At 44.2% G+C, this 24,576-nt stretch carries 19 protein-coding genes, 1 pseudogene and 2 riboswitches; of the genes and pseudogenes, 8 read left to right on the top strand and 12 right to left on the bottom strand.

What is annotated here, in order from left to right:
• Positions 1-2: 2 nt before the first annotated feature.
• The gene (gene xseA, locus MMA19_RS23930) at positions 3-1,430 is read right to left on the bottom strand and encodes an exodeoxyribonuclease VII large subunit (RefSeq protein ID WP_240207472.1); all 1,428 of its coding nucleotides are present in this window, start codon (positions 1,428-1,430) and stop codon (positions 3-5) included.
• 153 nt (positions 1,431-1,583) lie between these two features.
• On the opposite strand from xseA, the gene guaB reads away from it, so the two are divergent.
• From guaB to MMA19_RS23915, 3 genes are all read left to right on the top strand, one after another.
• Entirely contained in the window at positions 1,584-3,047 is a 1,464-nt protein-coding gene (gene guaB / locus MMA19_RS23925) for an IMP dehydrogenase (RefSeq protein ID WP_006072553.1), read from the top strand.
• A gap of 153 nt (positions 3,048-3,200) precedes the next feature.
• Entirely contained in the window at positions 3,201-4,754 is a 1,554-nt protein-coding gene (gene guaA, locus MMA19_RS23920; protein ID WP_062460684.1) for a glutamine-hydrolyzing GMP synthase, read from the top strand.
• A gap of 180 nt (positions 4,755-4,934) precedes the next feature.
• Entirely contained in the window at positions 4,935-5,528 is a 594-nt protein-coding gene (locus tag MMA19_RS23915) for a GPR1/FUN34/YaaH family transporter (RefSeq protein ID WP_006072549.1), read from the top strand.
• Positions 5,529-5,662: 134 nt separating this feature from the next.
• Here the strand turns inward: MMA19_RS23915 and MMA19_RS23910 are convergent, their stop codons facing one another.
• The 6 genes from MMA19_RS23910 to thiD all read right to left on the bottom strand — a co-directional run bounded on the left by MMA19_RS23910 (position 5,663) and on the right by thiD (position 11,537).
• Positions 5,663-7,210, bottom strand: coding sequence for an alanine/glycine:cation symporter family protein (locus MMA19_RS23910; protein ID WP_240207470.1), 1,548 nt, complete (start codon positions 7,208-7,210; stop codon positions 5,663-5,665).
• A 328-nt stretch (positions 7,211-7,538) separates the two neighbouring features.
• On the bottom strand, positions 7,539-8,201 hold the full coding sequence (gene tenA, locus MMA19_RS23905) for a thiaminase II (RefSeq protein ID WP_240207468.1): 663 nt from the start codon (positions 8,199-8,201) through the stop codon (positions 7,539-7,541).
• Positions 8,202-8,209: 8 nt separating this feature from the next.
• A complete protein-coding gene (locus MMA19_RS23900; protein ID WP_240207467.1) occupies positions 8,210-9,157 on the bottom strand; it encodes an ABC transporter substrate-binding protein in 948 nt (315 codons plus the stop codon).
• An 18-nt stretch (positions 9,158-9,175) separates the two neighbouring features.
• The gene (locus MMA19_RS23895; RefSeq protein WP_006072544.1) at positions 9,176-9,982 is read right to left on the bottom strand and encodes an ABC transporter permease; all 807 of its coding nucleotides are present in this window, start codon (positions 9,980-9,982) and stop codon (positions 9,176-9,178) included.
• Complete coding sequence (locus MMA19_RS23890) at positions 9,979-10,719, bottom strand: ABC transporter ATP-binding protein (protein ID WP_062460698.1); 741 nt, start codon at positions 10,717-10,719, stop codon at positions 9,979-9,981. The genes MMA19_RS23895 and MMA19_RS23890 overlap by 4 nt, the downstream gene beginning before the upstream one ends.
• Complete coding sequence (gene thiD, locus MMA19_RS23885; RefSeq protein WP_240207465.1) at positions 10,716-11,537, bottom strand: bifunctional hydroxymethylpyrimidine kinase/phosphomethylpyrimidine kinase; 822 nt, start codon at positions 11,535-11,537, stop codon at positions 10,716-10,718. Before thiD ends, MMA19_RS23890 begins: the two co-directional genes overlap by 4 nt.
• Before the next feature lie 70 nt (positions 11,538-11,607).
• Positions 11,608-11,709: riboswitch (TPP riboswitch) on the bottom strand.
• 340 nt (positions 11,710-12,049) lie between these two features.
• Between thiD and MMA19_RS23880 the strand changes: the two genes are divergently transcribed.
• Entirely contained in the window at positions 12,050-14,575 is a 2,526-nt protein-coding gene (locus MMA19_RS23880) for a glycosyl hydrolase family 18 protein (protein ID WP_240207463.1), read from the top strand.
• Positions 14,576-14,657: 82 nt separating this feature from the next.
• On the opposite strand, the gene ribB is transcribed toward MMA19_RS23880, so the two are convergent.
• On the bottom strand, positions 14,658-15,320 hold the full coding sequence (gene ribB, locus MMA19_RS23875; protein WP_006072538.1) for a 3,4-dihydroxy-2-butanone-4-phosphate synthase: 663 nt from the start codon (positions 15,318-15,320) through the stop codon (positions 14,658-14,660).
• A gap of 196 nt (positions 15,321-15,516) precedes the next feature.
• Positions 15,517-15,664: riboswitch (FMN riboswitch) on the bottom strand.
• Between the two features lie 233 nt (positions 15,665-15,897).
• Between ribB and MMA19_RS23870 the strand changes: the two genes are divergently transcribed.
• Positions 15,898-16,416, top strand: a complete 519-nt coding sequence (locus tag MMA19_RS23870; RefSeq protein ID WP_051868158.1) for a GNAT family protein — start codon at positions 15,898-15,900, stop codon at positions 16,414-16,416.
• Here the strand turns inward: MMA19_RS23870 and MMA19_RS23865 are convergent.
• The gene (locus MMA19_RS23865; protein WP_231892992.1) at positions 16,413-17,018 is read right to left on the bottom strand and encodes a DedA family protein; all 606 of its coding nucleotides are present in this window, start codon (positions 17,016-17,018) and stop codon (positions 16,413-16,415) included. The two genes, MMA19_RS23870 and MMA19_RS23865, sit on opposite strands and share 4 nt — an antisense overlap.
• A gap of 179 nt (positions 17,019-17,197) precedes the next feature.
• Between MMA19_RS23865 and MMA19_RS23860 the strand changes: the two genes are divergently transcribed.
• Positions 17,198-18,262 (top strand): beta-eliminating lyase-related protein, encoded by a 1,065-nt coding sequence (locus MMA19_RS23860; RefSeq protein WP_240207461.1) that lies wholly within the window; start codon positions 17,198-17,200, stop codon positions 18,260-18,262.
• Positions 18,263-18,416: 154 nt separating this feature from the next.
• On the opposite strand, the gene MMA19_RS23855 is transcribed toward MMA19_RS23860, so the two are convergent.
• The gene (locus MMA19_RS23855; RefSeq protein WP_240207497.1) at positions 18,417-20,459 is read right to left on the bottom strand and encodes an FUSC family protein; all 2,043 of its coding nucleotides are present in this window, start codon (positions 20,457-20,459) and stop codon (positions 18,417-18,419) included.
• Positions 20,460-20,812: 353 nt separating this feature from the next.
• Between MMA19_RS23855 and MMA19_RS23850 the strand changes: the two are divergent.
• A pseudogene (locus MMA19_RS23850) lies at positions 20,813-21,741 on the top strand (site-specific integrase); the annotation flags it as partial.
• A gap of 248 nt (positions 21,742-21,989) precedes the next feature.
• Here MMA19_RS23850 and MMA19_RS23845 read toward each other — a convergent pair.
• Together MMA19_RS23845 and MMA19_RS23840 are read right to left on the bottom strand one after the other, a co-directional pair.
• Complete coding sequence (locus MMA19_RS23845) at positions 21,990-22,526, bottom strand: AAA family ATPase (RefSeq protein ID WP_240207459.1); 537 nt, start codon at positions 22,524-22,526, stop codon at positions 21,990-21,992.
• 405 nt (positions 22,527-22,931) lie between these two features.
• Positions 22,932-23,525: a TetR/AcrR family transcriptional regulator gene (locus MMA19_RS23840; protein WP_240207458.1), complete on the bottom strand. Its 594-nt coding sequence runs from the start codon at positions 23,523-23,525 to the stop codon at positions 22,932-22,934.
• A gap of 515 nt (positions 23,526-24,040) precedes the next feature.
• Between MMA19_RS23840 and MMA19_RS23835 the strand changes: the two genes are divergently transcribed.
• The gene (locus tag MMA19_RS23835) at positions 24,041-24,565 is read left to right on the top strand and encodes a GrpB family protein (RefSeq protein WP_240207456.1); all 525 of its coding nucleotides are present in this window, start codon (positions 24,041-24,043) and stop codon (positions 24,563-24,565) included.
• The last annotated feature ends 11 nt before the right edge of the window (positions 24,566-24,576 follow it).

The raw sequence follows: 24,576 nt of genomic DNA, 5'->3' as shown, positions 1-24,576 counted from the left end.
GGCTAGCTAGGTTTGATATCGGTAACGGTCGAGACAAGAGTGCCATGCTCTACCTGAGTCGTCATTGTTGAGCCTATTTCTACCGAATCTGCATGAGAAATGACTTTCCCATCCTCGTCTTGAGTAATAGAGTAACCACGCTTCAATGTGGCAAGTGGACTCACCGTGTCAAGCTTACCAACTGTTAATGCAAATTTATGCTTAGTTGAAGAGAGTTGACGTTGCATCGCTTGTTTTAGTCGACTTTCTAATTGACTTAATCGGTGCGATTGTTGCGCCAGACGAGTAACAGGTGACTGTAACTTCAGTCGATGCAGTTTGTTGGTTAACCTTAGAGTCTCTTGAGATAACCTTTGCTTCATTGCGGCATTAAGGCGGTACTCAAATTCATCCAAGCGTTGACTTTGGCGCTGCAAATGATGTTTAGGGTGTTGATTGCTTAGGTCTTGCATCAACGAGGACAAGCGCTGCTTTTGCTCTGACAGATAAAGTCGAATGACGTTTCTCAGGCGCTGCTCTCTAGTGATCAGTGACTCATGTTTATGAGAGGTATCATTGCTGACTAGTTCTGCGGCTGCACTTGGTGTCGGGGCGCGCACATCAGCGACGTAATCAGCGATAGTGACGTCAATTTCATGTCCGACTGCACTGATAATTGGTATTTGGCTGGCGGCAATGGTTCTAGCGACGATTTCGTGGTTGAAGCACCATAAATCTTCAAGGGAGCCTCCGCCTCGTCCGACGATTAACACATCACACTCGTTTCGGCTGTTTGCTCTGCCAATCGCTTGAGCAATCTCAATCGCAGCGTTATCTCCTTGAACCGTCGTCGGATAAATAACCACAGGTAAGGAAGGATCACGCCTTTTCAAAACATCTAAAATATCAAATAAAGCAGCGCCCGTTTTGGAGGTAATGATACCTACACGTTTTGGGTGGCTGGGCAATGGTTGTTTTAGTGTTTGAGCAAACAAACCTTCTGCAGCAAGTGACATTTTCAGCTTCTCAAACTCTTGCTGAAGTCGACCATCCCCCTCGGGTTGCATTGACTCAATGATGAGCTGATAGTCACCTCGCGGCTCATAAAGTGAGAGTCTTGCTTTAACTAGTACTTGATTTCCATTAGCAGGTTTGAACGTTACACGGCGATTATTACCACGAAACATCGCGCATTTCACTTGAGCGCGAGAGTCCTTAAGAGTGAGGTACCAGTGACCAGAGACAGGTGCAGAAAAGTTAGAAATTTCGCCGACTAACCACACTATCCCCATTTCATTTTCTAGCAACAAACGAACTTCAGAGTTCAGGCGTGACACCGTGTAAATGTTTTGATTACTAGACGTAGAATTAGAGCTTGATCGCGAGGATAGGGGCACAGCTAATCTCAAAGACGTGGGTATGGAAATTAGCGGCAATATAATACATATCAAGGGGGTAAATGCAAATAAAAAATATAAAAATGTGTAGCCAAGCGATTTCGTCGGGCGTATAATCCCACCGCAATATCTAATCCAAATGACCTTATTATGCGAAACGGTAAGGGCGGATTATTCCTTCAACTCCTCTATTGTGAGATATTGCAAATGCTAAGAATTGCCAAAGAAGCGCTGACGTTCGATGATGTACTACTCGTTCCAGCTCACTCCACCGTTCTCCCAAACACAGCCGATCTTCGCACTCGGTTGACGAAGAATATCAGTCTGAATATTCCAATGATCTCTGCGTCTATGGACACAGTGACGGAAGCGCGTCTAGCGATCGCGCTTGCCCAAGAAGGTGGCATTGGCTTTATCCACAAAAACATGTCTATTGAGCAACAAGCTGAGCAAGTACGTCTTGTTAAGATCTTTGAAGCTGGTGTAGTAACAAACCCTGTTACTGTTCGTCCAGAAGCAACGATTGCTGATGTAATGGCGCTAACTGAAAAGCATGGCTTTGCAGGTTTCCCTGTTGTTACAGAAACGAATGAGCTTGTAGGCATCATCACTGGCCGTGATGTTCGCTTTGTTACTGATTTAAGTAAGAAAGTAGAAGTAGTAATGACGCCAAAAGCGCGTCTAGCATCAGTAAAAGAAGGCGCTTCTCGTGAAGAAGTGCAAGAAGAGATGCACCGTGCTCGTGTTGAAAAAGTGTTGGTCGTAAACGATGAGTTCCAACTTACCGGTATGATCACTGCAAAAGACTTCCACAAAGCAGAACGTAAACCAAACGCATGTAAAGATGCGCAAGGTCGTCTGCGCGTAGGTGCTGCTGTCGGTGCGGGCGCGGGTAACGAAGAGCGCGTAAAAGCTCTAGTTGAAGCTGGTGTTGATGTGCTTTTGATTGACTCTTCACACGGTCATTCAGAAGGTGTTTTAACTCGCATTCGCGAAACACGTGAAGCGTACCCAGATCTCGATATCATTGGTGGCAACGTAGCTACGGCTGCTGGCGCGAAAGCACTGATTGAAGCGGGTGTTAGTGCCGTTAAAGTTGGTATTGGCCCTGGTTCTATTTGTACAACTCGTATCGTTACAGGTGTTGGTGTTCCTCAAGTTACAGCGATTGCTGATGCTGCTGGTGTTGCCAACGAATATGGTATTCCAGTCATCGCAGACGGTGGTATCCGCTTCTCTGGTGATATCTGTAAAGCAATCGTTGCTGGTGCATCATGCGTGATGGTTGGCTCTATGTTTGCTGGTACTGAAGAAGCACCTGGTGAAGTTATTCTTTATCAAGGCCGTTCTTATAAGGCTTACCGTGGAATGGGTTCTCTTGGCGCGATGTCTCAAGGTTCATCGGACCGTTATTTCCAATCAGATAATGCTGCGGACAAGCTTGTTCCAGAAGGTATCGAAGGTCGCATCGCCTACAAAGGTCGCCTAAAAGAAATCGTTCACCAACAAATGGGTGGTCTTCGTTCAAGCATGGGTCTAACAGGCTCTGCGACTATCGAAGATATGCGCACTAAAGCAGAGTTCGTACGTATCTCTGGTGCTGGCTTAAACGAGTCACACGTACACGACGTTCAAATCACTAAGGAAGCACCAAACTACCGTCTAGGTTAATTACCCATAGACTGTAGTGATAACGTTGAGGGTCACAATTGACCCTGGTAAGTCTAAATCTTACGTAAACGTTTGCTTTTTTCCTTGATGCATAGATGTGAGGCGGGTAAACTCGCCTCCGTTCTCAATACTTAGCTTATAAGATTGCCCAAAATGACGAAAAATATTCATGACCAACGAATTCTGATTTTAGACTTCGGCTCGCAGTACACACAATTAGTAGCACGTCGTGTACGTGAAATCGGCGTTTACTGTGAACTATGGAGCTGGGATGTAGAAGAAGCGGATATTCGTGAATTCAACCCAGACGGTATTATTCTATCTGGCGGCCCTGAGAGTGTAACAGAGGAAAATTCTCCTCGCGCTCCTCAATACGTATTTGATTCAGGCGTTCCTGTTCTTGGCGTTTGTTACGGCATGCAGACAATGGCTGAGCAACTTGGTGGCCGAGTAGCAGGTTCAAACGAACGTGAATTTGGCTACGCACAAGTTAAAGTATCTGGTGACTCAGCGATTTTCAAAGATCTTGAAGCGACTCAAGACGTCTGGATGAGCCACGGCGATAAAGTTGTAGAAATTCCAGCAGACTTCGTAAAAGTTGGTGAAACGGACACTTGCCCGTACGCTGCTATGGCGAATGAAGAGAAGAAATACTATGGCGTTCAGTTCCACCCAGAAGTAACGCACACTAAACAAGGCCTGCAAATGCTAGAGAACTTTGTTCTTGGTGCATGTGGCTGTGAGCGTTTATGGACATCAGAATCCATCATCGAAGATGCTGTTGCTCGTATTAAAGAGCAAGTAGGCGATGATGAGGTTATTCTAGGTCTATCTGGTGGTGTTGATTCATCGGTAGTTGCAATGCTTGTTCACCGCGCCATTGGCGACAAGCTGACCTGTGTGTTCGTTGACAACGGCCTACTTCGTCTTAACGAAGGCCAGCAAGTGATGGAAATGTTTGGCGATAAGTTCGGCCTAAACATCATCAAAGTTGACGCAGAAGAGCGCTTCTTGACTGCACTTGAAGGCAAATCTGACCCAGAAGAGAAACGTAAAACAATCGGTCACGTGTTTGTTGACGTATTCGATGAAGAGTCTAAGAAGCTTAAAAATGCGAAATGGCTAGCACAGGGTACAATCTACCCAGATGTTATTGAGTCAGCTGCTTCTAAAACAGGTAAAGCTCACGTTATTAAATCACACCACAATGTGGGTGGTCTTCCTGATGATATGGAAATGGGGCTTGTTGAGCCACTACGTGAATTGTTTAAAGATGAAGTGCGTAAGATCGGTCTAGAACTAGGTCTACCATATAACATGCTTTATCGTCACCCATTCCCAGGACCAGGCCTCGGTGTTCGTGTTCTTGGTGAAATCAAAAAAGAGTACTGTGACTTGCTGCGCCGTGCTGATGCTATCTTTATTGAAGAACTGCACGCTGCAGATCTGTATAACAAAGTTTCTCAAGCATTTACCGTGTTCCTACCAGTTCGTTCGGTAGGTGTTATGGGGGATGGCCGTAAGTATGACTGGGTAGTATCACTGCGTGCTGTTGAAACCATCGACTTTATGACGGCTCATTGGGCACATTTACCATATGACTTCCTAGGTAAGGTCTCGAACCGCATTATCAACGAAGTTGAAGGCATTTCACGTGTGGTTTACGACATTTCTGGTAAGCCACCAGCGACCATCGAGTGGGAATAATCTCCGATTGTTGTTATTAAATTATGAAACCGGCGCAAGCCGGTTTTTTTATGCATGCTAATTAATATCTGCAAATTATCAATCTTAGATTGCAAATAACGGATCTGCTCAATGTCACAAATATCGATTAAAATTTTTCTATAACTTTTACCACTAATTTTTAATCGAAGGCTCTTTTACATGTCGAACAAACTCGCAAACCCTGCGCCACTTGGCCTAATGGGTTTTGGTATGACTACCATTCTGCTTAACATCCACAATGCAGGTTTCTTTCCGATTGATTCAATGATTCTTGCTATGGGTATTTTTTATGGCGGTCTTAGCCAAGTGTTTGTTGGCATGATGTGCTTTAAGCGTGGTGACACTTTTGGCACTACGGCATTCACGTCGTACGGCTTATTCTGGTTAACGCTAGTGGGTATTATCGTAATGCCTTACATGGGTCTTCCTGCTAGCCCTGCGAAATTTATGGGTTGGTATTTACTGCTATGGGGTGTGTTCACTGGCTTCATGTTCATTGGTTCACTTTGCTACCCAGTGGCTAAGCAAGTGGTCTTTGGTTCTCTGACTATCCTATTTTTCTTGTTAGCAGCGCGTGATTTCTTCGGCAGCGAATTGATTGGCACTATTGCTGGCTTTGAAGGTATCTTCTGCGGTGCGAGCGCGATTTACTTCGCTATGGCTCAAGTACTTAACAACGAATATGGTCGTACGATTCTCCCTATCGGTGAGAAAAAAGCGCCAGCAATGAACACTCAAGAAGTGGCTGCATAATTTAAGTTTCATTCATTCGGGAACAGTGAATGATAAAAGGGGTAGCTAAGCTACCCCTTTTTTTATGCGATGAGCATGTTTCATGTCATCCCTACACAGGCAGAGACCTACCTAAAGTGAACATCAATTCTTAATTAAGATGTCTGTGTCTGAGTGGATGCGGAACCCGCCTCTTGAGGCGCTTCAGGCTTTTTACCTGTTTTACGTTCGTAGCGACCTTCCCAGTAGTCTGCACCTTTAATACCAAGTGCGACAGGGTTGAATGTGTACTCTTCTACACCTTGCTCTTGCTGTTTCTCATAATCTTTGAGCGCAATGATTGCTGGTTTGGCAATAAAGAAGATGATCAAAATGCCCACGATGTTTAACCATGCCATCAGACCAACACCCACATCACCCATTGCCCAAGCAAGGTTAGCCGCTTTCACTGTTCCATAAAACACAGATGTGATTAGCACAAGTTTCAAGATGAACATCAAGCCGTTGATTTTAAAAGTACGGCGAATGTAAGCGATATTTGTCTCTGCAATATAGTAGTACGCCAGAATGGTCGTAAATGCGAAGAAGAATAATGCAAATGCGATAAACAGCTTACCAACACCAGGCATTGTGCTTTCGATAGCTAACTGAGTAAACGCAGGACCATTAGCCCCAACGGTTTCGGCAAGGTTTTGTACCAAGAACGTACTCTCTGGACCATGAACGTTGTACGCACCTGTGATAAGAATCATAAATGCTGTCGCAGAACACACTAGAAGCGTATCAATATAGATAGAGAAAGATTGCACTAAACCTTGCTGTGCTGGGTGATCAACGTTTGCTGCTGCAGCTGCATGTGGACCAGTACCTTGGCCTGCTTCGTTAGAGTAGACTCCACGTTTTACACCCCAGCCAATTGCCGCGCCGAAGCCTGCCATTGGGGTAAATGCATCGCCAATAATCATACTAACAATCCCCGGTACTTCACCGATGTTAAGCAGAATAATCACGAACGCGATGATGATGTACGCTAGAGCCATAAATGGCACAACGATTTGTGTGAAGTTTGCGATTCGTTTTACGCCACCAAAAATGATGAACGCAAGAATGACGGAAATAACTGCACCAGTGAAAATTTTAGCAAAACTGATGGTACCGATAGCAGTGTCAATCATAGCGCCTGTGCCGAATGCGGTTTCTACTGCATTACCAATGCTGTTCGATTGAACACCAGGTAGAAGAACACCACAAGCGAAAATAGTCGCAATAGCAAAGATCCATGCGTACCATTTTTGTCCCATCGCTTTTTCTATGTAATAAGCTGGGCCGCCACGAAATTGCCCTTCATCTTCTTCTTTATAGATTTGAGCGAGCGTGGATTCGATATAGGCTGTTGCTGCGCCAAAAAACGCAACCATCCACATCCAGAAAACTGCGCCTGGACCACCAAAACCAATAGCCGCAGCGACACCGGCAATATTACCCGTACCAACGCGACCAGAAAGTGAAACCGCTAAAGCTTGAAATGAGGAGATCCCTTTTTCTGAGCTTTTACCGGAAAGTAATAGACGCCACATTTCGAAGAAATGACGCACCTGTACAAAACGAGTGAGCACTGAATAAAAAAGGCCAGCACCAAGACACAAGTAAATTAGAGCGGGACTCCAGATTATCCCGTTTAAAAAATCAACCAAAGACTGCATAGTTCTTCCCTGTAAAGCTGGGGTAGCTTTTGAAACTCAGCGACTGATGTTCTGATTGTTCGAAAGCTATTGTTGATACCCACCGTTTCCCAATCGTCCTTGCTTGCACGAAAAGCATGAGAAAGCTGAGCGCGAAGTGTTTGAATTTATAAAACACTTCGCGCATCCTACCTAAGTTTGTTGCAAATGTTAAGGTTGGATGTAAATATTGTGTTAACACGTGATGGCAGGCACAAAATTTTAAATGCGGGTTGTTTGTGTGATATTTGTTTGTTAATTGCTTTCTTTGAAGAGATAAAAAAAGCCGACCTAAATAGTCGGCTTTAGATTAGGCGGCATCTAAGCCTTGTTGCCAAAAGGCAATTTCCATGCGAGTTGCCGTTTTAAACACATGTATGATCTCTTGTGCTCTCTGGCTTTGTAGGTCAATGTCTTTTAGTAGCGCGTCTAATCGTTTGATACTGGTGTGCACACCTGACTGGAATTCTTCGCTGCCATACAGTTCTATCCAACTACGATAGGGGTTATCTTCTAGCATGGTATCGGCGCTTTTGAGTAAGTTGTCACCGATAACGGCATAGCCGATGGCACAAGGTGCTAGTGCAGCATAAAGATCAACTAATTCGCCCGTCATTCCTGCATCTAGAACATACCGTGTGTACGCTACGGTACCAAAATCTTCGACTTCCGCTTCCATATCTGCTTCAGTGATTCCCCACTGCTGGCAATAAGTGACATGGTGGCCAATCTCAGAATTTAATAGTGCCTCAACACTTGGTACCGCTTCGCGCATTTGAGCAAGTGTTTTGGCTTTGTAGATGGCTAGTGCATAGGCACGAGCGTACTGCTTTAAGAATAGAAAATCCTGCTTTAAATAGTGTAAATACGCCTGCTGAGCGAGAGTCCCCACGGCTAATTGCTTGACGAAGTCATGTTCGGTGTAAGCCAACCACTCTTGTTGGCAAGCGTTAATTAAGTCTTGATGGTTCATGGTCACTCCTAAAGTACAGGTACGATGGTCTCTGCTTTTGGCTTAGCGCTGATAATTTTGTGTTGATACATGAATTCGGTAAACGCATCATATTTGGTCGCATCAACCGCAGATGGTCTAAGCGCAAATCGAGTCAATGTGTCACGCCATGCTCTTTTATTGAGTTCGTTGTTTAATGTGTCTGGTGCGTAGGCAACAAACTCATTCCAAGAAGTTGTTGGGTGATTCACTATGTAAGTGGTGGCCTTTTCAATCGCACGGTTGAATTTTAGGATGGCTTCTTTGTCATAACTGTTGGCATTGGCGACAAACACTAGTTCCTCATAAGTTGGGACACCGTGTTCTTCTGGGAAAAAGGCTTTTGGTTTATAACCTTCAAGTTCTAGCTGGTTGGTTTCAAAGTTTCTCAAACCACCCCAAATCGCGTCTACTTTTCCTGAAGCAAGGGAAGAGGAGAGAGCCCAGCCAACATTAATGATCTGTACTTCGTCAAATGCCACTCCCTCGGTACTGAGCATGGTACCTATGGTCGCTTCTTCGTTACCTGCGATAGCAATACCAATTTTCTTACCTTTTAGGTCTGCTAGTGTGTTTATCTTGCCATTGTCCAATACCATCATGGTATTAAGCGGCGTTGCGATCAGAGTTGCGCTGCGGATCAGTGGTAGTCCAGCAGCCACGTCGATAGTAAGGCTGGTTTGATACGAAACAGCAAGGTCGACTTTCCCCGCAGCAACCAGTTTGGCTGGTGTACTTGGGTCGGCTGGCTCTTGAATATCAACATTAAGCCCTTGCTCTTTGAAGTAGCCTTTCTCTTGAGCAATGACGATAGGGCCATGATTTGGGTTAACAAACCAGTCGAGCATTAGCGTGAGTTTTTTTTCTGCAGCGTGCGCTGGCATGATGCTGGCTGTAGTTAGCAGCAGAGCCGCAGCGAGTTTGAGCATGGATTTCATGGTTTTTCCTTTTGATTGTTATTTATTTTCCCAAGGGATCAGGCGCTTGAGCCCCCAATCGGTAAAAAAGTAAAGCGCGACTGAGACGCTGGCTAAAATAAACAGCGCCGCAAACATTTCATCAATTAACATGCGAGCATTGGCTTGCAACATGAGATACCCCAAACCCTCACTTGAACCAACCCATTCGCCAGCGACAGCACCGATAGGAGCAACTACGACGGCGACTCGTATACCAGAGGCAAGGACAGGTAGCGAGGCTGGTAAACGTATGTGCCATAGTTGTCGGAAGCGGCTAGCCCCCATAGTCTGTGACAAATCCAAATAACCCACAGGCGTATTACGTAGTCCGTCATAGCAACAAGTGGTAACGGGAAAGAAGATAATCAGTGCTGCCATGACCACTTTGGAAGCAATACCGTAGCCCAGCCACAGCATCAGAATTGGAGCGAGAGCGAACACTGGGATAGCCTGGCTGGTTATTAAAATCGGCAGGAGCCAACGTTTGACGGGCTGAAACAACAGCATCTGCAGTGCAAAGAACAGTCCCATTGATAAGCCAAGTAGGAGCCCGAGCAGGATCTCTTGTGTCGTAACCCAAGTGTGTTTAAGAAGTACATCTTGACGCTCGACCAGCTTAACGAGTACGGCCTCGGGTGCTGGTAAGATAAAACTGGGGAGCTCAAACAGCACCACGATAGCTTTCCAAAGCCCTAAGATAATCAGGAAGCTAACCAGTACTCGCAATAGTGTGCTTATCCCTTGTTTTTTCTGAGCAGCCGCCTGTCGACGGCTTTGTTCAGCGACTTGTGTTAAGACTGTCACGAGTGTCCCCCTAAATGTTCTAGGATGGATTGTTGGATGGTTGCGAATTCGCCATCTATATCTCTAGGAATAGCCGATTGTGGAGGGACGACTTTATTAAGCTGGGCGGGTTTCCCGTTCATGACCAATATTTGCTCGCCGAGCCTCAAGGCTTCTTGAGGGTCGTGGGTGATCAATAACACTGTTTTATCACACAACAACTGAGCGGCAAGATTTTGCAATTTATGTCTAGTGACGGCATCAAGCGCAGAAAATGGCTCGTCCATCAACACTATCGATTTGTCTTGCATTAAAGTTCGAGCTAAGGCAACGCGCTGTTTTTGTCCGCCAGATAGTTCGTTGGGCAGAACATTCGCTTTGCTATCGAGTCCAACCTGTTCCAATAACGCCATGGCTTTGGCTTTCGTATTGGCTTCGACACGCTGACCATTCAAACGTGTGGCTAAACACACATTGTCAACAACGGTTAACCAAGGCATAAGTAAATCTTGCTGCGCCATGTAGGCTACGTTACTCGATAGCTGAGTAAGGCTAGGAACTACAGTTTTGGCGGTAAAGGTGACTTTTTCCGTTAGTAGCCCAGCGATATAGCGCAGCAACGTCGACTTCCCGCAGCCACTAGGTCCTAACAAAGCGGTCCAGCTTCCCGCTTCAAACTGTACGCTCAAGTCTGAGAATATCGGTTGAGCGTCACCTAAATAGGTGAGCGTGGCGTTTTCAATACGAATATGGTTCATCGGTTCAGCGCGTAAAAGTGGTGAACAGGACCGTGCCCCTTACCGATGTCGAGCTCATCGGCATGAGCAATCGCTTGAGTAATGTAGCTTTTACCGTTAGAGACCGCTTGATGTAAGGAATTATTTTGAGCCAAGTAAGACGCGATGGCAGAGCTTAATGTGCAACCTGTACCATGAGTATTCTTGGTATTGATACGCGTTGTTTCAAAGATAGACACATCATTTTGAGTAATCAGTAGGTCATTACTGCTGGAGTCTGACTCAAGGTGACCACCTTTAAGCAAAATCGCTGACGTATTGAGTTCGCGTAGCTGGTCAATCAACGCTTCCATGTCATTTTGGGATTGCGGAACTTGGGTGCCAAGTAGGGCTGCACCTTCAGGTAAATTAGGTGTGATCACTGTCGCTAAAGGTAGTAATTCCGTTTTTAACGCATCAATAGCGGAAGTTTCTAATAGCAGGTCGCCACTGGTAGCGACCATGACAGGGTCTAGAACCACATGCTTTGGCTGATATTGACGAATCTTTTCAGCCACAGCGCGAATAATACTCGCGTCAGCAAGCATACCGATCTTTACCGCCACTACATCTAAGTCGCTGAATACCGCGTCTAATTGCGCCTGCACAAATTGAGGATCAATACCGAGAATACCAGATACGCCTTGCGTGTTTTGAGCGGTCAACGCAGTAATGACTGAGCACGCATAAGAACCTGTTGCTGAGATGGCTTTAATGTCAGCTTGAATTCCAGCGCCACCGCCAGAATCGGAGCCAGCGATTGTCAATACAATAGGAGTTTTAGAGGTTGATGATGTCATATCATGTTCCTTTTCAGGGTAGGAACACAAAATAGGCAGGGCAAAGATCCACTGCGGACGCAGAGTCTTAGTGCGGTGTCTATCAGTTCCCTACGCCAGTGCTAACTGAATCAGGTTCAACGGGTCTCACCACTTTGGTGATCTCAGCGAAAACGCTCCCCGACTAATGAGAAAGGACATTGTTATACAAGCGCTGGTTTTTTTCCAGAATTAAAACGTGAGCTCATCGACTTAAACGGAAAATACCTCCGAGTGCGCTTATTCTCTTGGTGAATGGGTTTGGTGTTTTTTAAGGAAGGAGGTGCCATCACAAGAATAAAATTCTGGGCACAAAGTAAAAATGTGAATGAAAATTCTTGTTACATATTGAGTATTTTTGAGTGGTGACTCGAAGTGAGTTTATTTTTTGAACACAAAATAAACCCCAAGTTCTATTAATTGTTCTCGATGTTCACACTTTTATAACAGGTGTGAGCAGCGTCATTAGACCTTTCAGGGAAAGAGAACAAATAATGAAAAATCTATTATTAGGGGTATCGGCGGTTGCTTTGGCGGTAAGCCAAAATGTCAATGCTGCACCAGCAAAACCCTCAATTGACGTCTGGGGCTCGAATAATCTGCAGTTTTCGAAAATCCAATTGGCTATGGAGACCACCTCTGGCTACGACCAGATGGTTCAATACAACGATCTAGCAGAGATCAAAATCACATTTAATCAGTGGAGTGGTACTACTGGAGATACTTATAACATCTACTTTGATGGCAATAAGGTGGCGACAGGGCCAATAACCGGTAGCCAAACAACCGCTACGTTTGGTTATGGTCAGGGTGGTTTGTATCAAATGCAAGTGGAAGCGTGTGATGCTACGGGATGTAGCAAAAGTGCGCCAATGGAGCTGGTGGTTGCTGATACTGATGGCTCTCATCTAGCCCCTTTGACAATGAATATTGACCCCAACAACAAGTCTTATAATACCGACCCTAATATGGTCGTCGGCACCTACTTTGTGGAATGGGGAATTTATGGGCGTGACTACACAGTAGACAACATTCCGGCAGACAACCTAACCCATATTATCTATGGTTTTATCCCGATTTGTGGTCCTAATGAATCGGTGAAATCTGTGGGGGGCAACAGCTTTAATGCCCTGCAGACCGCCTGTAAGGGCATGCAAGACTTTGAAGTAGTTATTCACGACCCTTGGGCTGCGTACCAGAAAAGCTTCACTCAAGCTGGTCATGACTACAACACGCCAATTAAAGGCAACTATGCCATGTTAATGGCACTAAAGCAGCGTAATCCCGATCTTAAAATTCTCCCTTCCATTGGTGGTTGGACTCTTTCAGACCCATTTTACAGTTTTACCGATAAAGCCAATCGAGACATATTCGTCGCGTCTGTGAAACGCTTTCTCAATACGTGGAAGTTCTATGATGGCGTGGATATCGATTGGGAGTATCCGGGTGGGGATGGTGCTGCACCAGATTTAGGTGACCCAGTAAATGATGGTCCGGCTTACATCGATTTGATGAGCGAACTGCGAGCTATGTTGGATGAGCTTGAAGCAGAAACAGGCAGAGAGTACGAACTGACTTCTGCGATAGGCGTTGGTCATGACAAGATTGAAGACGTGGATTATGGCAAAGCGATTCCATATATGGATTACATCTTTGCCATGACATATGACTTCTATGGCGGCTGGAATAATGTTCCTGGACACCAAGCCGCGTTGTATTGTGGCAACTTTATGCGTCCTGGGCAATGTGATGGAACGGGTGTTGATGCCGAAGGGATTCCATACAAAGGGCCTGCCTATACTGCGGACAACGGTATTCAGTTATTGTTAGCTCAAGGTGTACCTGCGAACAAGTTGGTATTGGGTGCCGCCATGTATGGCCGAGGTTGGACTGGGGTAACACCTGATACTTTAACTGACCCCACAGACCCTATGACTGGCGTTGCGACCGGCAAACTGAAGGGTTCAACAGCTCAAGGAGTATGGGAAGATGGTGTTATTGATTACAAAGGCATAAAAGCGTATATGCTTGGTCCAGACAACACTGGAGTCAACGGTTTTGAGTACGGTTATGATGCGATGGCTGAAGCAGCCTATGTCTGGAATCAAACAACTGGCGATTTGATTACTTTCGACGATGACCGTTCAGTGAAAGCGAAAGGTGCTTATGTTCAAAGCCTTGGACTTGCGGGCTTATTTTCATGGGAGATTGATGCTGACAATGGTGACATTCTTAATGCAATGCATGAGAGTTTAGCTGGTGGAACACCAAGCAATCGTGCACCCTTTGCCAGTGCTGGTGCAGACCAATCAGTTCAAGGCCCTGCGACAGTAACATTAGATGCTAGTGCATCACGTGATAGTGATGGCTCTATCGTAAGCTATAGCTGGATGCAAACTGGTGGTGACGCGGTAGTTCTTGTTGGATCCGATACGGTTCAAGCGAGTTTTGATGCTCAAGAGGTCACTGCGACACAGACTTATCAGTTTACGGTGACGGTAACGGATAATGAAGGTGCAACGGCCACAGACGTGGTAAGGATTAATGTCACTCCAAAAGTGACGACTCCAGATAATACTGCGCCGAACGCGGTCATTACTGGACCGACTACTGCTAGCGCTAATGAAGCTGTGGTGTTGGATGCCAGTGCATCAACAGATGCTGAAAACGATATGTTGAGTTTCAGTTGGCAGACACCCAATGGTCTAGATGTATCTGTTCTAGGCAGTTCTGTGAGCTTTTCGGCACCTAGTGTTTCTGCCGATACGAGTTATACCTTCACTGTGACCGTTAGTGATGGCTCACTAAGTACCAGTCAGACTCATACTGTTACGGTGAGTGCCGATGGACCAATTGGTGGTACTTGTGAAGATAATTGGGATGCGGCAGCGGTGTACACTGGTGGTGATCAAGTGATTTACCAAGGCCAGAACTACAAAGCCAAATGGTGGACGCAGGGTGAAGATCCTACGAAAACAGGCGAGTGGGGTGTCTGGGAAAATACCGGTGCATGCCAATAAGAAAGGCAAGAACTCAATAGCTAAATGCTAGAACCAAAATCGCCACCTAATATTAGGTGGCGATTTTCATTGAAGTAGGGGCTTAAGCTGACTGCTCTGCCGTTGCTAGGCGATATTGAACCATATCTTCAATCGTCAGCACTGGCATGTCATGAAGCTTACCAAATGCAACTATTTCTGGAGCTTTCGCCATTGTTCCGTCTGGGTTAGTGACTTCACAAAGTACACCAAATGGTGATAGGCCAGCCATTTGCATCAGGTCAATGGTTCCTTCAGTGTGACCACGACGAGTTAGTACTCCACCTTGCTTCGCACGTAGCGGGAAAACGTGCCCTGGGCGAGCAAGATCTTCTGGTCGAGCACCAGTTTGACATGCTGTCTTGATAGTTGTGACACGATCAGCGGCAGAAACGCCAGTTGTCACTCCCACTTTTGCTTCGATAGAGACGGTAAATGCAGTTTGGTTAGCGCTGTTGTTGTTCTCAACCATCGGCGGTAAGTCAAGTTGCTTGGCTTGTTCATCAGTAATACACAGGCAAACAATACCACTGCACTCACGAATCATAAGCGCCATTTGCTGGTTAGTTAAGTGATCAACGGAATAGATGATATCGCCTTCGTTTTCACGATCTTCGTCATCGAGTAGTAATACACCGCGACCTTCTCGAAGGGCTTGTAATGCGATTTCAACGCGCTCTAGTGGGTTGCCAAATTCAGATAGCAATGAAGTTTGGTTCTGATTCATGGTAATACTCCTAAATAAAAATACCAGAATCAGGGCATAGGTATGGGGACCCTGTATGAAAATACACAGATCCAAAAGATAGATGAACGACACCCGCATCGCCGTAAAGCAAGGAGGTATCATTCTATATTTACAACGTGCGCAACAATACGCACAGCAAACCCTAGTGAGTACTCACTACAGTATCTGTAAATATCATTATCCTCTCCCATCCGGACTTTAACCGTCGGCTCTGGATTCTCACCAGATCTGCTGACCTTAACTCCATAAAGTTAAGCGCTCGCGGGCTTATCAAACATTGATTTACCGCCGGTGGGGAATTTCGCCCCGCCCTGAGAATAAAAGTTAATGTCTTAACGACTTGTAAATGGTAGCGATTTTTTTACAGCTTGAAAAGCAGCAAGGGTCGCATTAATTACAATTACGACTCCAAATATCACCGCTTGTTCTACACTGAACCTTTTCGGTAGCCAAATAGCTACCTTCGTCACTCTATTGAGTTGATGAGTGTGATAAACATGCAGCCTTGCCAAAATTAGGCGGCAGATATGTGTGCCCGATTTAAAAAGAGAACAAAATGCAATTAACGCTAGAAACAGAACGACTTATTTTACGTGACTTTCAACTGGGTGATATCGAGGCATGGCTCACCATAACGTCTCATCCCAAGTATCAAACCTTCTATCCAAAAGAAGAGTGCTCGCCGGAGTTTAATGCGCATTTACTGGAAATGTTTGTCGAGCAATCAGAGCAGCTTCCACGCACCAAATTCCAGCTTGTGATTGAAGGAAAAGAGAGCCATCAAGTTATTGGCACTGTTGGCTTTCGCTTAGAAGCTGATAATCAAGCATCTATTGGCTTCGGTTTAGCGGTTGATAGGCAAGGACGAGGCATCGCGGTCGAAGCCATGTCTGCTTTAATTGAGTTTGGTATTGGTCAATTTGCTCCGACAACCATATTTGCTGAAACTAAGGCAGGGAATAAGGCTGCCATTGCCGTTTGTCGCCGTTTAGGACTCAAACCGTCCATAGCAGAAGCGAGTCCAATCGATGATATGGATATATTACGACTAGAGTTAGCGGTGACAGTAGACTAACTTGTGCGTCGCTTTCTCGTCATAAGCGCGACGATGAGAGCGACAAATAGGCCGGCTGACACCAACCAAACGATCGCTCGGTGTTGATGATAAAACTGCTGGAATAACTGTAGGTGGTCAAAAGCAAAATGAGTGAGCAAACCAAATACAGTAACCCAAATCGTGGTCGCAAGAGCGTTCCCTAATAAGAATTCATTGCGCGGCATTTTTGCTACGCCACACGCCAGTGGCATAAACTGCTTCATTCCTTCAACGAAACGGCTGATGACTAAGCATGCAGGACCATAGCGTTTTATCATCGATTGAAGCTTTTGCATTTTAGGGCCTGATACATAACCCTTCTTATCCAGCCACCCCTCAAAATAGTAGCCAATCATATAGCCACAAGTATTACCCAAAAAGCAGCTTAACCAGGATATTGACAGGACCAAGCTTAGATTCATAACCTGCTGTGAAGAGAGTATTGAAGCTGCAATCATCAAAGATTGTCCAGGCATGGGAATACCAATACCTTCTAAAAAGATACTGACAATAAGAGCGAAGTAGCCGTACTGCTCAAGTAACGGTTTCATTGCGAGCAAAAGGTCGTTGATATGTTGCAAGCGCGGTATCCAAATAATGAAGATCTATTGATAGATACTCCTGTTATTCCTGTTCGTCAATCAAAGTCCCGACAAAACCTACATCTCACTGCTGAGCAATCGATTAACAATCTTCTCTTTACTAAACAACTGACAGGTGACATGGTTGACGAACTTTGTATAAGAGAAAGGAAGATAAGATGCAGGATAAGTGTCAAGTTGTATTGCCTGGAAATCGGGCAATTACACCCGCTGAGATGTTTGCGCAAATGGCAGCCTGGTGTGAGCAAAATGGTGTAAAGCACGACAAATATGGTGAGGGGGAATTGATACAATCCTTTGAGCGCCAAGTTGCAGAACTCCTTGGGTTTGAAGCCGGACTATTTGTAATTACTGGCACCATGACACAGCCCACTGCGCTGCAAATTGCCTGCGAACAGCGAGGCAGTAACAATGTGGCAATGCATCCTTCCTGTCATATCTATATACATGAAAACCAGGGCTACCAGTTACAAAATCGTTTTAATGCATTGCCCGTTGGCAAACCTTATGAACCTTGGAATGTGTCATCGCTTTTGCAAATTCCAGACACGCTTGGTGCGGTTGTCTATGAATTACCAATGCGAGAAATTGGTGGGCAGTTACCTAGCTTTGGTGAATTAGAGGCGATTAAAGACCACTGTCAAACCAACAACATTCACTTACACATGGATGGAGCTCGGCTTTGGGAGTGTGCCGCGTACTACCAGAAATCTTATCAAGAGATCGCTAATGGCTTTGATTCAGTTTACGTCTCTCTTTATAAAGGTATCGGAGGCTTAGGTGGCGCGATGTTACTTGGTGATAAAACCTTCATTGATAAAGCGAGTGTTTGGATGCACAGGCAAGGTGGTAGTGTTTATCAGCGTTCTCCATATGTTGTCGCAGCGGCGATGCAATTTGAATCACGTATTCAAGCACTTCCTTCCTTATTCGAGCGCACACTTGAGCTCTACCAAATGTTGGTAGATTACCCCTCTCTCACTCCGAATCCAGAAGCTCCGCAAGCTAATATGCTACATATCCATTTGCCAATTAGTCAGAAGAAAGCCATTGCCCTTCGCGATACCTTAGCGCAGCAGCACAGTGTTTGGATTGGCAATCCCCAACAAGGGCTACTCGCACAGCAGAGCTATATTGAGTGGTATGTTGGTGACACATTGCTGCAGATGCCAGACGATGAGTTGAAAGGATATCTCGAGCTCATTGAGCAAGGTTGCCAGTAGTACGAGTAAAACCTGCAACCTTTTGACCACCAGTAAGCTTTTGGGCTATAGGTGGTCAAAAGCAAATAACCGACATTAAGAATAAGCAGTTTACTGAAACTGGAAGAGCGATAACTAGCGTAGTTGTCGCTCTTTTTTTATATCTCTCGTGAGGTTAGCTATTAAGGTTGCGCCTGACTAAATCGTGCATCTGTTTAATGGTCATTAATGCTAACCATATGATCTCTTCTACCGAGCGTTGACCTGATGTAGAGCTGAGTGCCTTGTCTGCGGTTTTATTACTCAAAGCAGGTAGTTCGTGAATTTGTTGGTCGCGCAGACTAAATATTAAGGCATCCATCGCGCTATTGATTAAATACTCTACCTGCTTGGAACCTTGATACGAGACGCCAGCACGCACCAAAGGCAAAAGCAAACAGAGGTAATGATTGAGCAGTCGGTAATGGCTTAGCATATCGTCATAATAATGTGGGTCACTGCGAGTGTGGCGTGGTTCTTGTTGCATCTCACTATATACCAACTCAAGGTCACTCTCGGCAGTAAGCATGGCGGCTCTTTGCTTAGTGAGATCTATGTGGCTTCTTTGAGCTGGCTCCGCCTGTAGTTGAGTGTAGCAATACACAAAAAGGCTTTTTGAGCTGTCTAATGCCTTTAATGCTTGAGAGTGAATTTCTTTACCGCGCCATTGTGGCCATAAAACGCTGTAGCCTAACAACACTATCGCTCCACCAAGAAGATTATCGATCAAACGTGGTGCTGCAAAGTTAAGCCCTTGATGAGCCATAGCATGGTAAACCAGAATTAATAAAGCGGTGATGCATCCAATAGCAAGCGAATAACGGCGCATAATATTAAGCATAGCGACGGGCAGTAATACAATGATCAATGTGTATATAGCTGTGGGCGGCACTCCAATTTTAATGACAGTTGTTGCAAACAAGACGCCCAAGGCGGTGCCTAAGCAGCGCTGCCATGTCTTACTGCGTGTGGCTAAGAAGCTAGGTTGGATTACCATTAACATGGAAATAAGCACCCAATCAGGACGAATCAATTCGAAATACTCAGCAATGCCAGCACCAAGAGCAAACATCAGCCCCACACGAGCAACGTGTCGCCAAATTGGATTGTCTTTACTTGGCCAGCGCAAGGAAAGCTCGAAGGGCTGTACTTCAAAAGAGCGTTCGTAGGCGGGCTCGTTTAACTCAATGCGATGAGAAATGTGTTTAATCGCGTAGGCCCAATAGCGAAAACGCGGTTGATCTTCAAGCTTTACCGCTTCGATGAGATCGTGAGCCTCTTGCTCGAGTGAACTTAAATGGGCAGCCTTCTCGTGAGAGTTGTACAGCAACTGTCTCGCTTTGTGTCTGAGCCTTTGCTGACAGTGTTGGCTCCATACCAATAGTAGGTCACGTTTCGACTTACTGGATTGGAACTGTGATAACAGATCAGGGTTATTAGTGTGACTGCTCAGAATAACTTCAAAAGTATCCAGAGCGAGAAATAACGCTTGTCTAAGATCGTTAACGTCCTCATGTTTTGAGCGAAATGACTCAGATTGAAGGGCTTGTTGAAAAAGCTCAATAAGCTGGTATTTGATAAGACGCTTAGGAGCTTCACTTTCATTCCCTAACAAAAAAGCTTGTCGATATTGAATGTAGTCTGCCAATTTCTCGTAGATCGCCGAAAGGCAAACTCGCAACGCATAATGTTTCCATAAGGCAAACCATAGCCAGCTGAAGAGTGCAAAAGTGAGCGGTCCAAGCACTAACATTGGATACAAAAGGGGTCCGGAGTGTGAATGATAAAGCGATAAAGTCACCACGGCGATAAGCAAACTCGACATACCCAGCCGTCCCCAGAATGGTCCATTAACGGCAAAACTTGCCATCACGGCACCAATAGCACCGTAAGTAAGCCACAAGGGTAATTCAGTCAAAAGCAATACGTAGCTAGCAACGAGAGCAAGACTCCACGTCATTGCAGTAATAGCAAACCGAGTCCAACGTCTAGGCCCCGCAGTGTCTAATCCGCTGATCAATGCTGCGGGCATTGTCATCAAAGCGGTCATCGCAATATTAACTTGATGGAATAACACACCTAAGCCAATAAAAATCGCAATGGCGCTGGTGGCTCGTAGCCCTAAGTTGATGGATGGTGAGTACCAAACCTTACGTAAAATGGCAGGAGAAATGGTCATAAACCCTCGACACTTATTGTTATCCATTCAGTGTAACTCGAATTGTTACAGTTGTTTCGGTATCAACTACAGATTACTAAATTGTCGAGCTGAGAAGGCTCATTTGACAGCAAAGTGAATTGGCTTTGTCTAGGGAAGGTCATAAGAAACAAAAAGGGCGATAACTCTAAGAGTTATCGCCCTTTCCAAACGTTTGGCTGGCGTAAGTTGAATTTGAGCTTTATACTATTGAAATTTAATGCTTATATTTAATTTATTTTTCTTTGGTGTACCTTTCGGTGTACCCATTTCTTTCTGCTGCTCTCACCATACTCGAACTTTTTACCCAAACTATGATCTGAAATGGTATTTACGATGCTTTTGTGAGCTTTGATGATAAGCGTCTATCTAAGCAACTACGAGGAGAGCAGTCGAGAATCATCTACAATCGAGATATCAAACCAATTGTCGGTAATATCAAGTTGATAGACTTAAGTTTCTATCACCTCAATAAAGTCTTCGATGTAAAGGCAGGTAGTGATGGAAAGCGCATGGCTGGAGCAATTGGTGTTTGCCATAAATTCATCAATCAAGTGATTAACCATGCCTTGACGCTCAACATGCTAAATTCTCATCCGGTTTCGCAACTAAAAGTAAAAGATGTTGGTGGTGGCTCCTGTGTTACTAAACGAAATCTTAGTTTTTCTGAGCTGAAGAGTCTGTTAGCGAACTTGGATGATTGGAATACAGATTGTGCTGACCTCCTATTAATATGATTTTTTCTAACTTGTGGTCAACGGATAAGTGCTGTACTTGAAATGCGTTTGTCTGAGATTGATTTAGAGAGTAAGTTTGGACACTACCAGTCAGCTCTGAAGAGTGACACACTAAAAGCGTAGAAGCCGCAAAGTACCACTGAAGCGATTATCTTTTAGATTTGTTAGTAGAGCTGCGTGAAAATGCTTCAAGTAAGTGGAAATTAGTTTGGCCGCAACTGAGTAATGATAAATTATAAGATCCAGCGGTAGTACGAGCGTTGATAAAGCGCAATGTTCCCGGAGATTTTTAGCGTTTTTCACCACATGATTTACGCCGAACTTTTATCAGCCGCTGTAGCGAGATGGGGCTCTATATTGTTGCCATCGAAAAAACTGTCGGTCACCAGCTGCCGGGAATGTTAAGAGTTTATAATCACCATGATTATCTAGAGGAGCAACTAGCGGTGTTGCAGGCATGGGGAGATAAACTACAATCACTGACTATGTCGAACGTACTTCCTTTCAATACAATGGAATTAGCATAACCTTGTTAGCTTATAGTGTAGACATAAGTTAATGCGTTGGTGGATCGAGTACATTGAACAAGGCAGCCAAAGCGTTATAGCAGTCTGTGGTAATCTGATACTAAGCTTGTGGCATCGAGTTGACGTGAAGTAATCACTGTTTGGATGGTATGACAATCTATATTTTTGTGTTTTAGGTTCTTACTTAATTGAACATCCAGTGTGTAACTTGTTTCACCTTGTTTAAAATACATTTGGACAGACACGTGTTAGTCGTAGTTCATTTTGCTGACGATGAACTGCGCTCTTTCTTTAACTGAAACCTTTGGAACTTCAATTAAATCATAGTCATATTTAATATATGCATTCACCATTTCATGATATGTCGCTATTGCTTTAGTAAAGTCCTGTTTTCGCTCAGCATCATTTTCATAGATTTCTTCCCAAGGTGGGAAAATGAAAACTTTACGACAATAAATCAGTTCATTGCATTTCGCCAACAAAAGCTCCGATATAGGTAACCGCTCAAGTATGCTGTACCCATACGAGTCGATAATACTTCGATCGTAGAACGTAATTTCAGTACTACCAAAGTTCTCGTAATTTTCGATTTCTTCAAGAACCATTTCGTCGCGAAATGCGACCTTGTCCAACCAAGGCAATGCTTTACCTTGCAAGTCTACCTGGGCTTTGATTACTTTTCGGCCAACTTCAGGAGCTCTTGCATATCCTTTCTGATGCAGAAATTCGATAACTGAAGTTTTCCCTGAACCGGGGCCACCTGTAAAAACTACTCGATTATTCAATCAAAACTCCCTAGACGGCTTACAGCCGCGTTTAGCCTTCGTATAGTGCTGCCTTTCACTTACTTACTCAATTAAAAAAATCTACATCTTATCAATGATGTAAAGAAGTTGGGCAGTGTAGAGATGCAGAATACCTAGAAGACTTGAATTTGCGTAACTTATTGTAGTGTAGGTCAACATTAACATGTTCTGAATGGGTATTTACCCTGAGTGACTTTGGGAAAGCGTGCTTTCCGTAATCGACTTAAGCTACGTATGGACACGGTGTGTTAAAGTCCACTTTGATTGTTAAGTAGGTAAATTGTCAGCCTAATTTATCACGCCTTACAAATGCAATAAGTATCAACAGGCGATGGAAAACAGGTTGCTGCGGTTAAAAACTTTCATAGAGTCCATTAACGGTGATTATGTGTCTTTGTTAAAAATACGTGAATCTAAAATTGAAAACGCAGCATCTTTGCTGTTCGCTAATAGTTTCATTTGTTCGTTTTTGTTGGTTAGAGTTTTGCTGATACATACACTACCAACCATTAATGCGATTAAGGGAAGAATTTCTGCTTCTTTGCAAATACCTTGGTCAGTTAATGTTAATAGGGCTTCTTTCATATTTTGATACGCTAACGTATAAGCATCACGAACTTGTTTTTCATGAGCTTTGGCCTCTAGTGCCATGAAAGCAATTGGGCAAGGAGGCGTTTCTAATTTGAGGTGTTCTAAACTCAAATACATACCAACAAGCTGATAAAGCCAATCTTTGTTTGATAGGTGCGCAGGTTTCCCACTCGCTAAATGTGTGCTTTTCGCTGCAAAAGTTAATGACTGATGATAAAGGACTGCTTTGCTTGAAAAGTGAGCGTAAAAAGCCCCCCTTGTTAAACCCGCTTTTTTCATAACGTTGTCAATAGAAACTTTCTCATACCCGAATTGGAAAAATAAAAGGATTGCGCTGTTAAGAATCCTATCTCTGCTTTCTTGTTTATGTTGTTTGGAAAGAGGCATATATCCAACCTGCTTTTATATGTTCTTGAACATATTATAGCTAACTTTAGAATTGTGATTTTAATGATTTGAATAAAGTATCAGAGGGTTTGAATGAGTAATCTAATAACAGGTTCATGTTTCTGCGGTGCAGTAAAGCTTACCGCAGTTGGCTTGCCACAATACGTCGTAAATTGTCACTGCAATCGCTGTAAAAAGAGAAATGGGAGTGCGCTCTCAACGTATGTTGCTGTTGAAGACAGAAACTTAGAGATGATGGAAGGTGAGAAGAGTATATCTACATTCGAAATTCACAATAGCGGGAGCAAATGTTTTTGCTCCAATTGTGGTACACCTATCTACAAAAAAAATAATAAAATTAAAGGCATGTCATTGATTTATATTGGTATTGTTGATGATGATCACTTGTACACTCCCCAGTTGAATGTGTATGTGTCTACCAAATCTGAGTGGATTACTCATATATCAGAGCAGGTATGTTTCGAGAATGGTCCTAATACTAATATGGGCTGACAATGGGTTCGCGAATAATTGAAGTCGTAGACTATCGACCTTCATGGGCTGGCGCATTTTGCGATGAGAAGGTGTTGCTAGAATCGGTCTTGAACCTAACCAATGTAGTGGAAATTCATCATATTGGTAGTACTTCAATCAAAGGTCTTTGTGCGAAACCTATCATCGATATTCTTATAGAAGTGAAGTCACTGGAATGCTTGGATAAGAATAATGATTCGATGAGGTCACTTGGTTACGAAGTGAAAGGTGAGTTTGGCATAACAGGTAGGCGCTACTTTCAAAAAGGTGGCGTACAGCGAAGTCATCAAGTGCATGCATTTTTAGTTGGGTCACCAGAAATTAATAGGCATATCGCTTTCAGAGACTACTTGACTGCATTTCCAGAAATAGCATTACGTTACGGTAAGTTAAAGAGAGAAGGTGCGACAATTTGTAATCATGACATTATTTTATATTGTTCTCACAAAGACAACTTTATTAAAGAACATGTAGCAAAGGCAGTACGTTGGAGAGGCAACAAATGAAACACCTAAAG

This window comes from Vibrio sp. CyArs1, assembly GCF_022432925.1.
In the GTDB taxonomy this organism is placed as follows: Bacteria; Pseudomonadota; Gammaproteobacteria; order Enterobacterales; family Vibrionaceae; genus Vibrio; species Vibrio mediterranei.
Note: the sequence above shows the minus strand (reverse complement) of the source record. Positions and strands in the feature narration are given on the sequence as shown.

Coding starts and splice junctions, on each gene's coding strand:
- MMA19_RS23870 (WP_051868158.1), top strand. CDS start 15,898: ATGCAATTAACGCTAGAAACAGAACGACTTATTTTACGTGACTTTCAA.
- thiD (WP_240207465.1), bottom strand. CDS start 11,537: ATGACATCATCAACCTCTAAAACTCCTATTGTATTGACAATCGCTGGC.
- MMA19_RS23900 (WP_240207467.1), bottom strand. CDS start 9,157: ATGAAATCCATGCTCAAACTCGCTGCGGCTCTGCTGCTAACTACAGCC.
- MMA19_RS23890 (WP_062460698.1), bottom strand. CDS start 10,719: ATGAACCATATTCGTATTGAAAACGCCACGCTCACCTATTTAGGTGAC.
- tenA (WP_240207468.1), bottom strand. CDS start 8,201: ATGAACCATCAAGACTTAATTAACGCTTGCCAACAAGAGTGGTTGGCT.
- MMA19_RS23915 (WP_006072549.1), top strand. CDS start 4,935: ATGTCGAACAAACTCGCAAACCCTGCGCCACTTGGCCTAATGGGTTTT.
- MMA19_RS23840 (WP_240207458.1), bottom strand. CDS start 23,525: ATGCCTCTTTCCAAACAACATAAACAAGAAAGCAGAGATAGGATTCTT.
- MMA19_RS23835 (WP_240207456.1), top strand. CDS start 24,041: ATGGGTTCGCGAATAATTGAAGTCGTAGACTATCGACCTTCATGGGCT.
- MMA19_RS23860 (WP_240207461.1), top strand. CDS start 17,198: ATGCAGGATAAGTGTCAAGTTGTATTGCCTGGAAATCGGGCAATTACA.
- guaB (WP_006072553.1), top strand. CDS start 1,584: ATGCTAAGAATTGCCAAAGAAGCGCTGACGTTCGATGATGTACTACTC.
- MMA19_RS23855 (WP_240207497.1), bottom strand. CDS start 20,459: ATGACCATTTCTCCTGCCATTTTACGTAAGGTTTGGTACTCACCATCC.
- MMA19_RS23910 (WP_240207470.1), bottom strand. CDS start 7,210: ATGCAGTCTTTGGTTGATTTTTTAAACGGGATAATCTGGAGTCCCGCT.
- guaA (WP_062460684.1), top strand. CDS start 3,201: ATGACGAAAAATATTCATGACCAACGAATTCTGATTTTAGACTTCGGC.
- MMA19_RS23880 (WP_240207463.1), top strand. CDS start 12,050: ATGAAAAATCTATTATTAGGGGTATCGGCGGTTGCTTTGGCGGTAAGC.
- ribB (WP_006072538.1), bottom strand. CDS start 15,320: ATGAATCAGAACCAAACTTCATTGCTATCTGAATTTGGCAACCCACTA.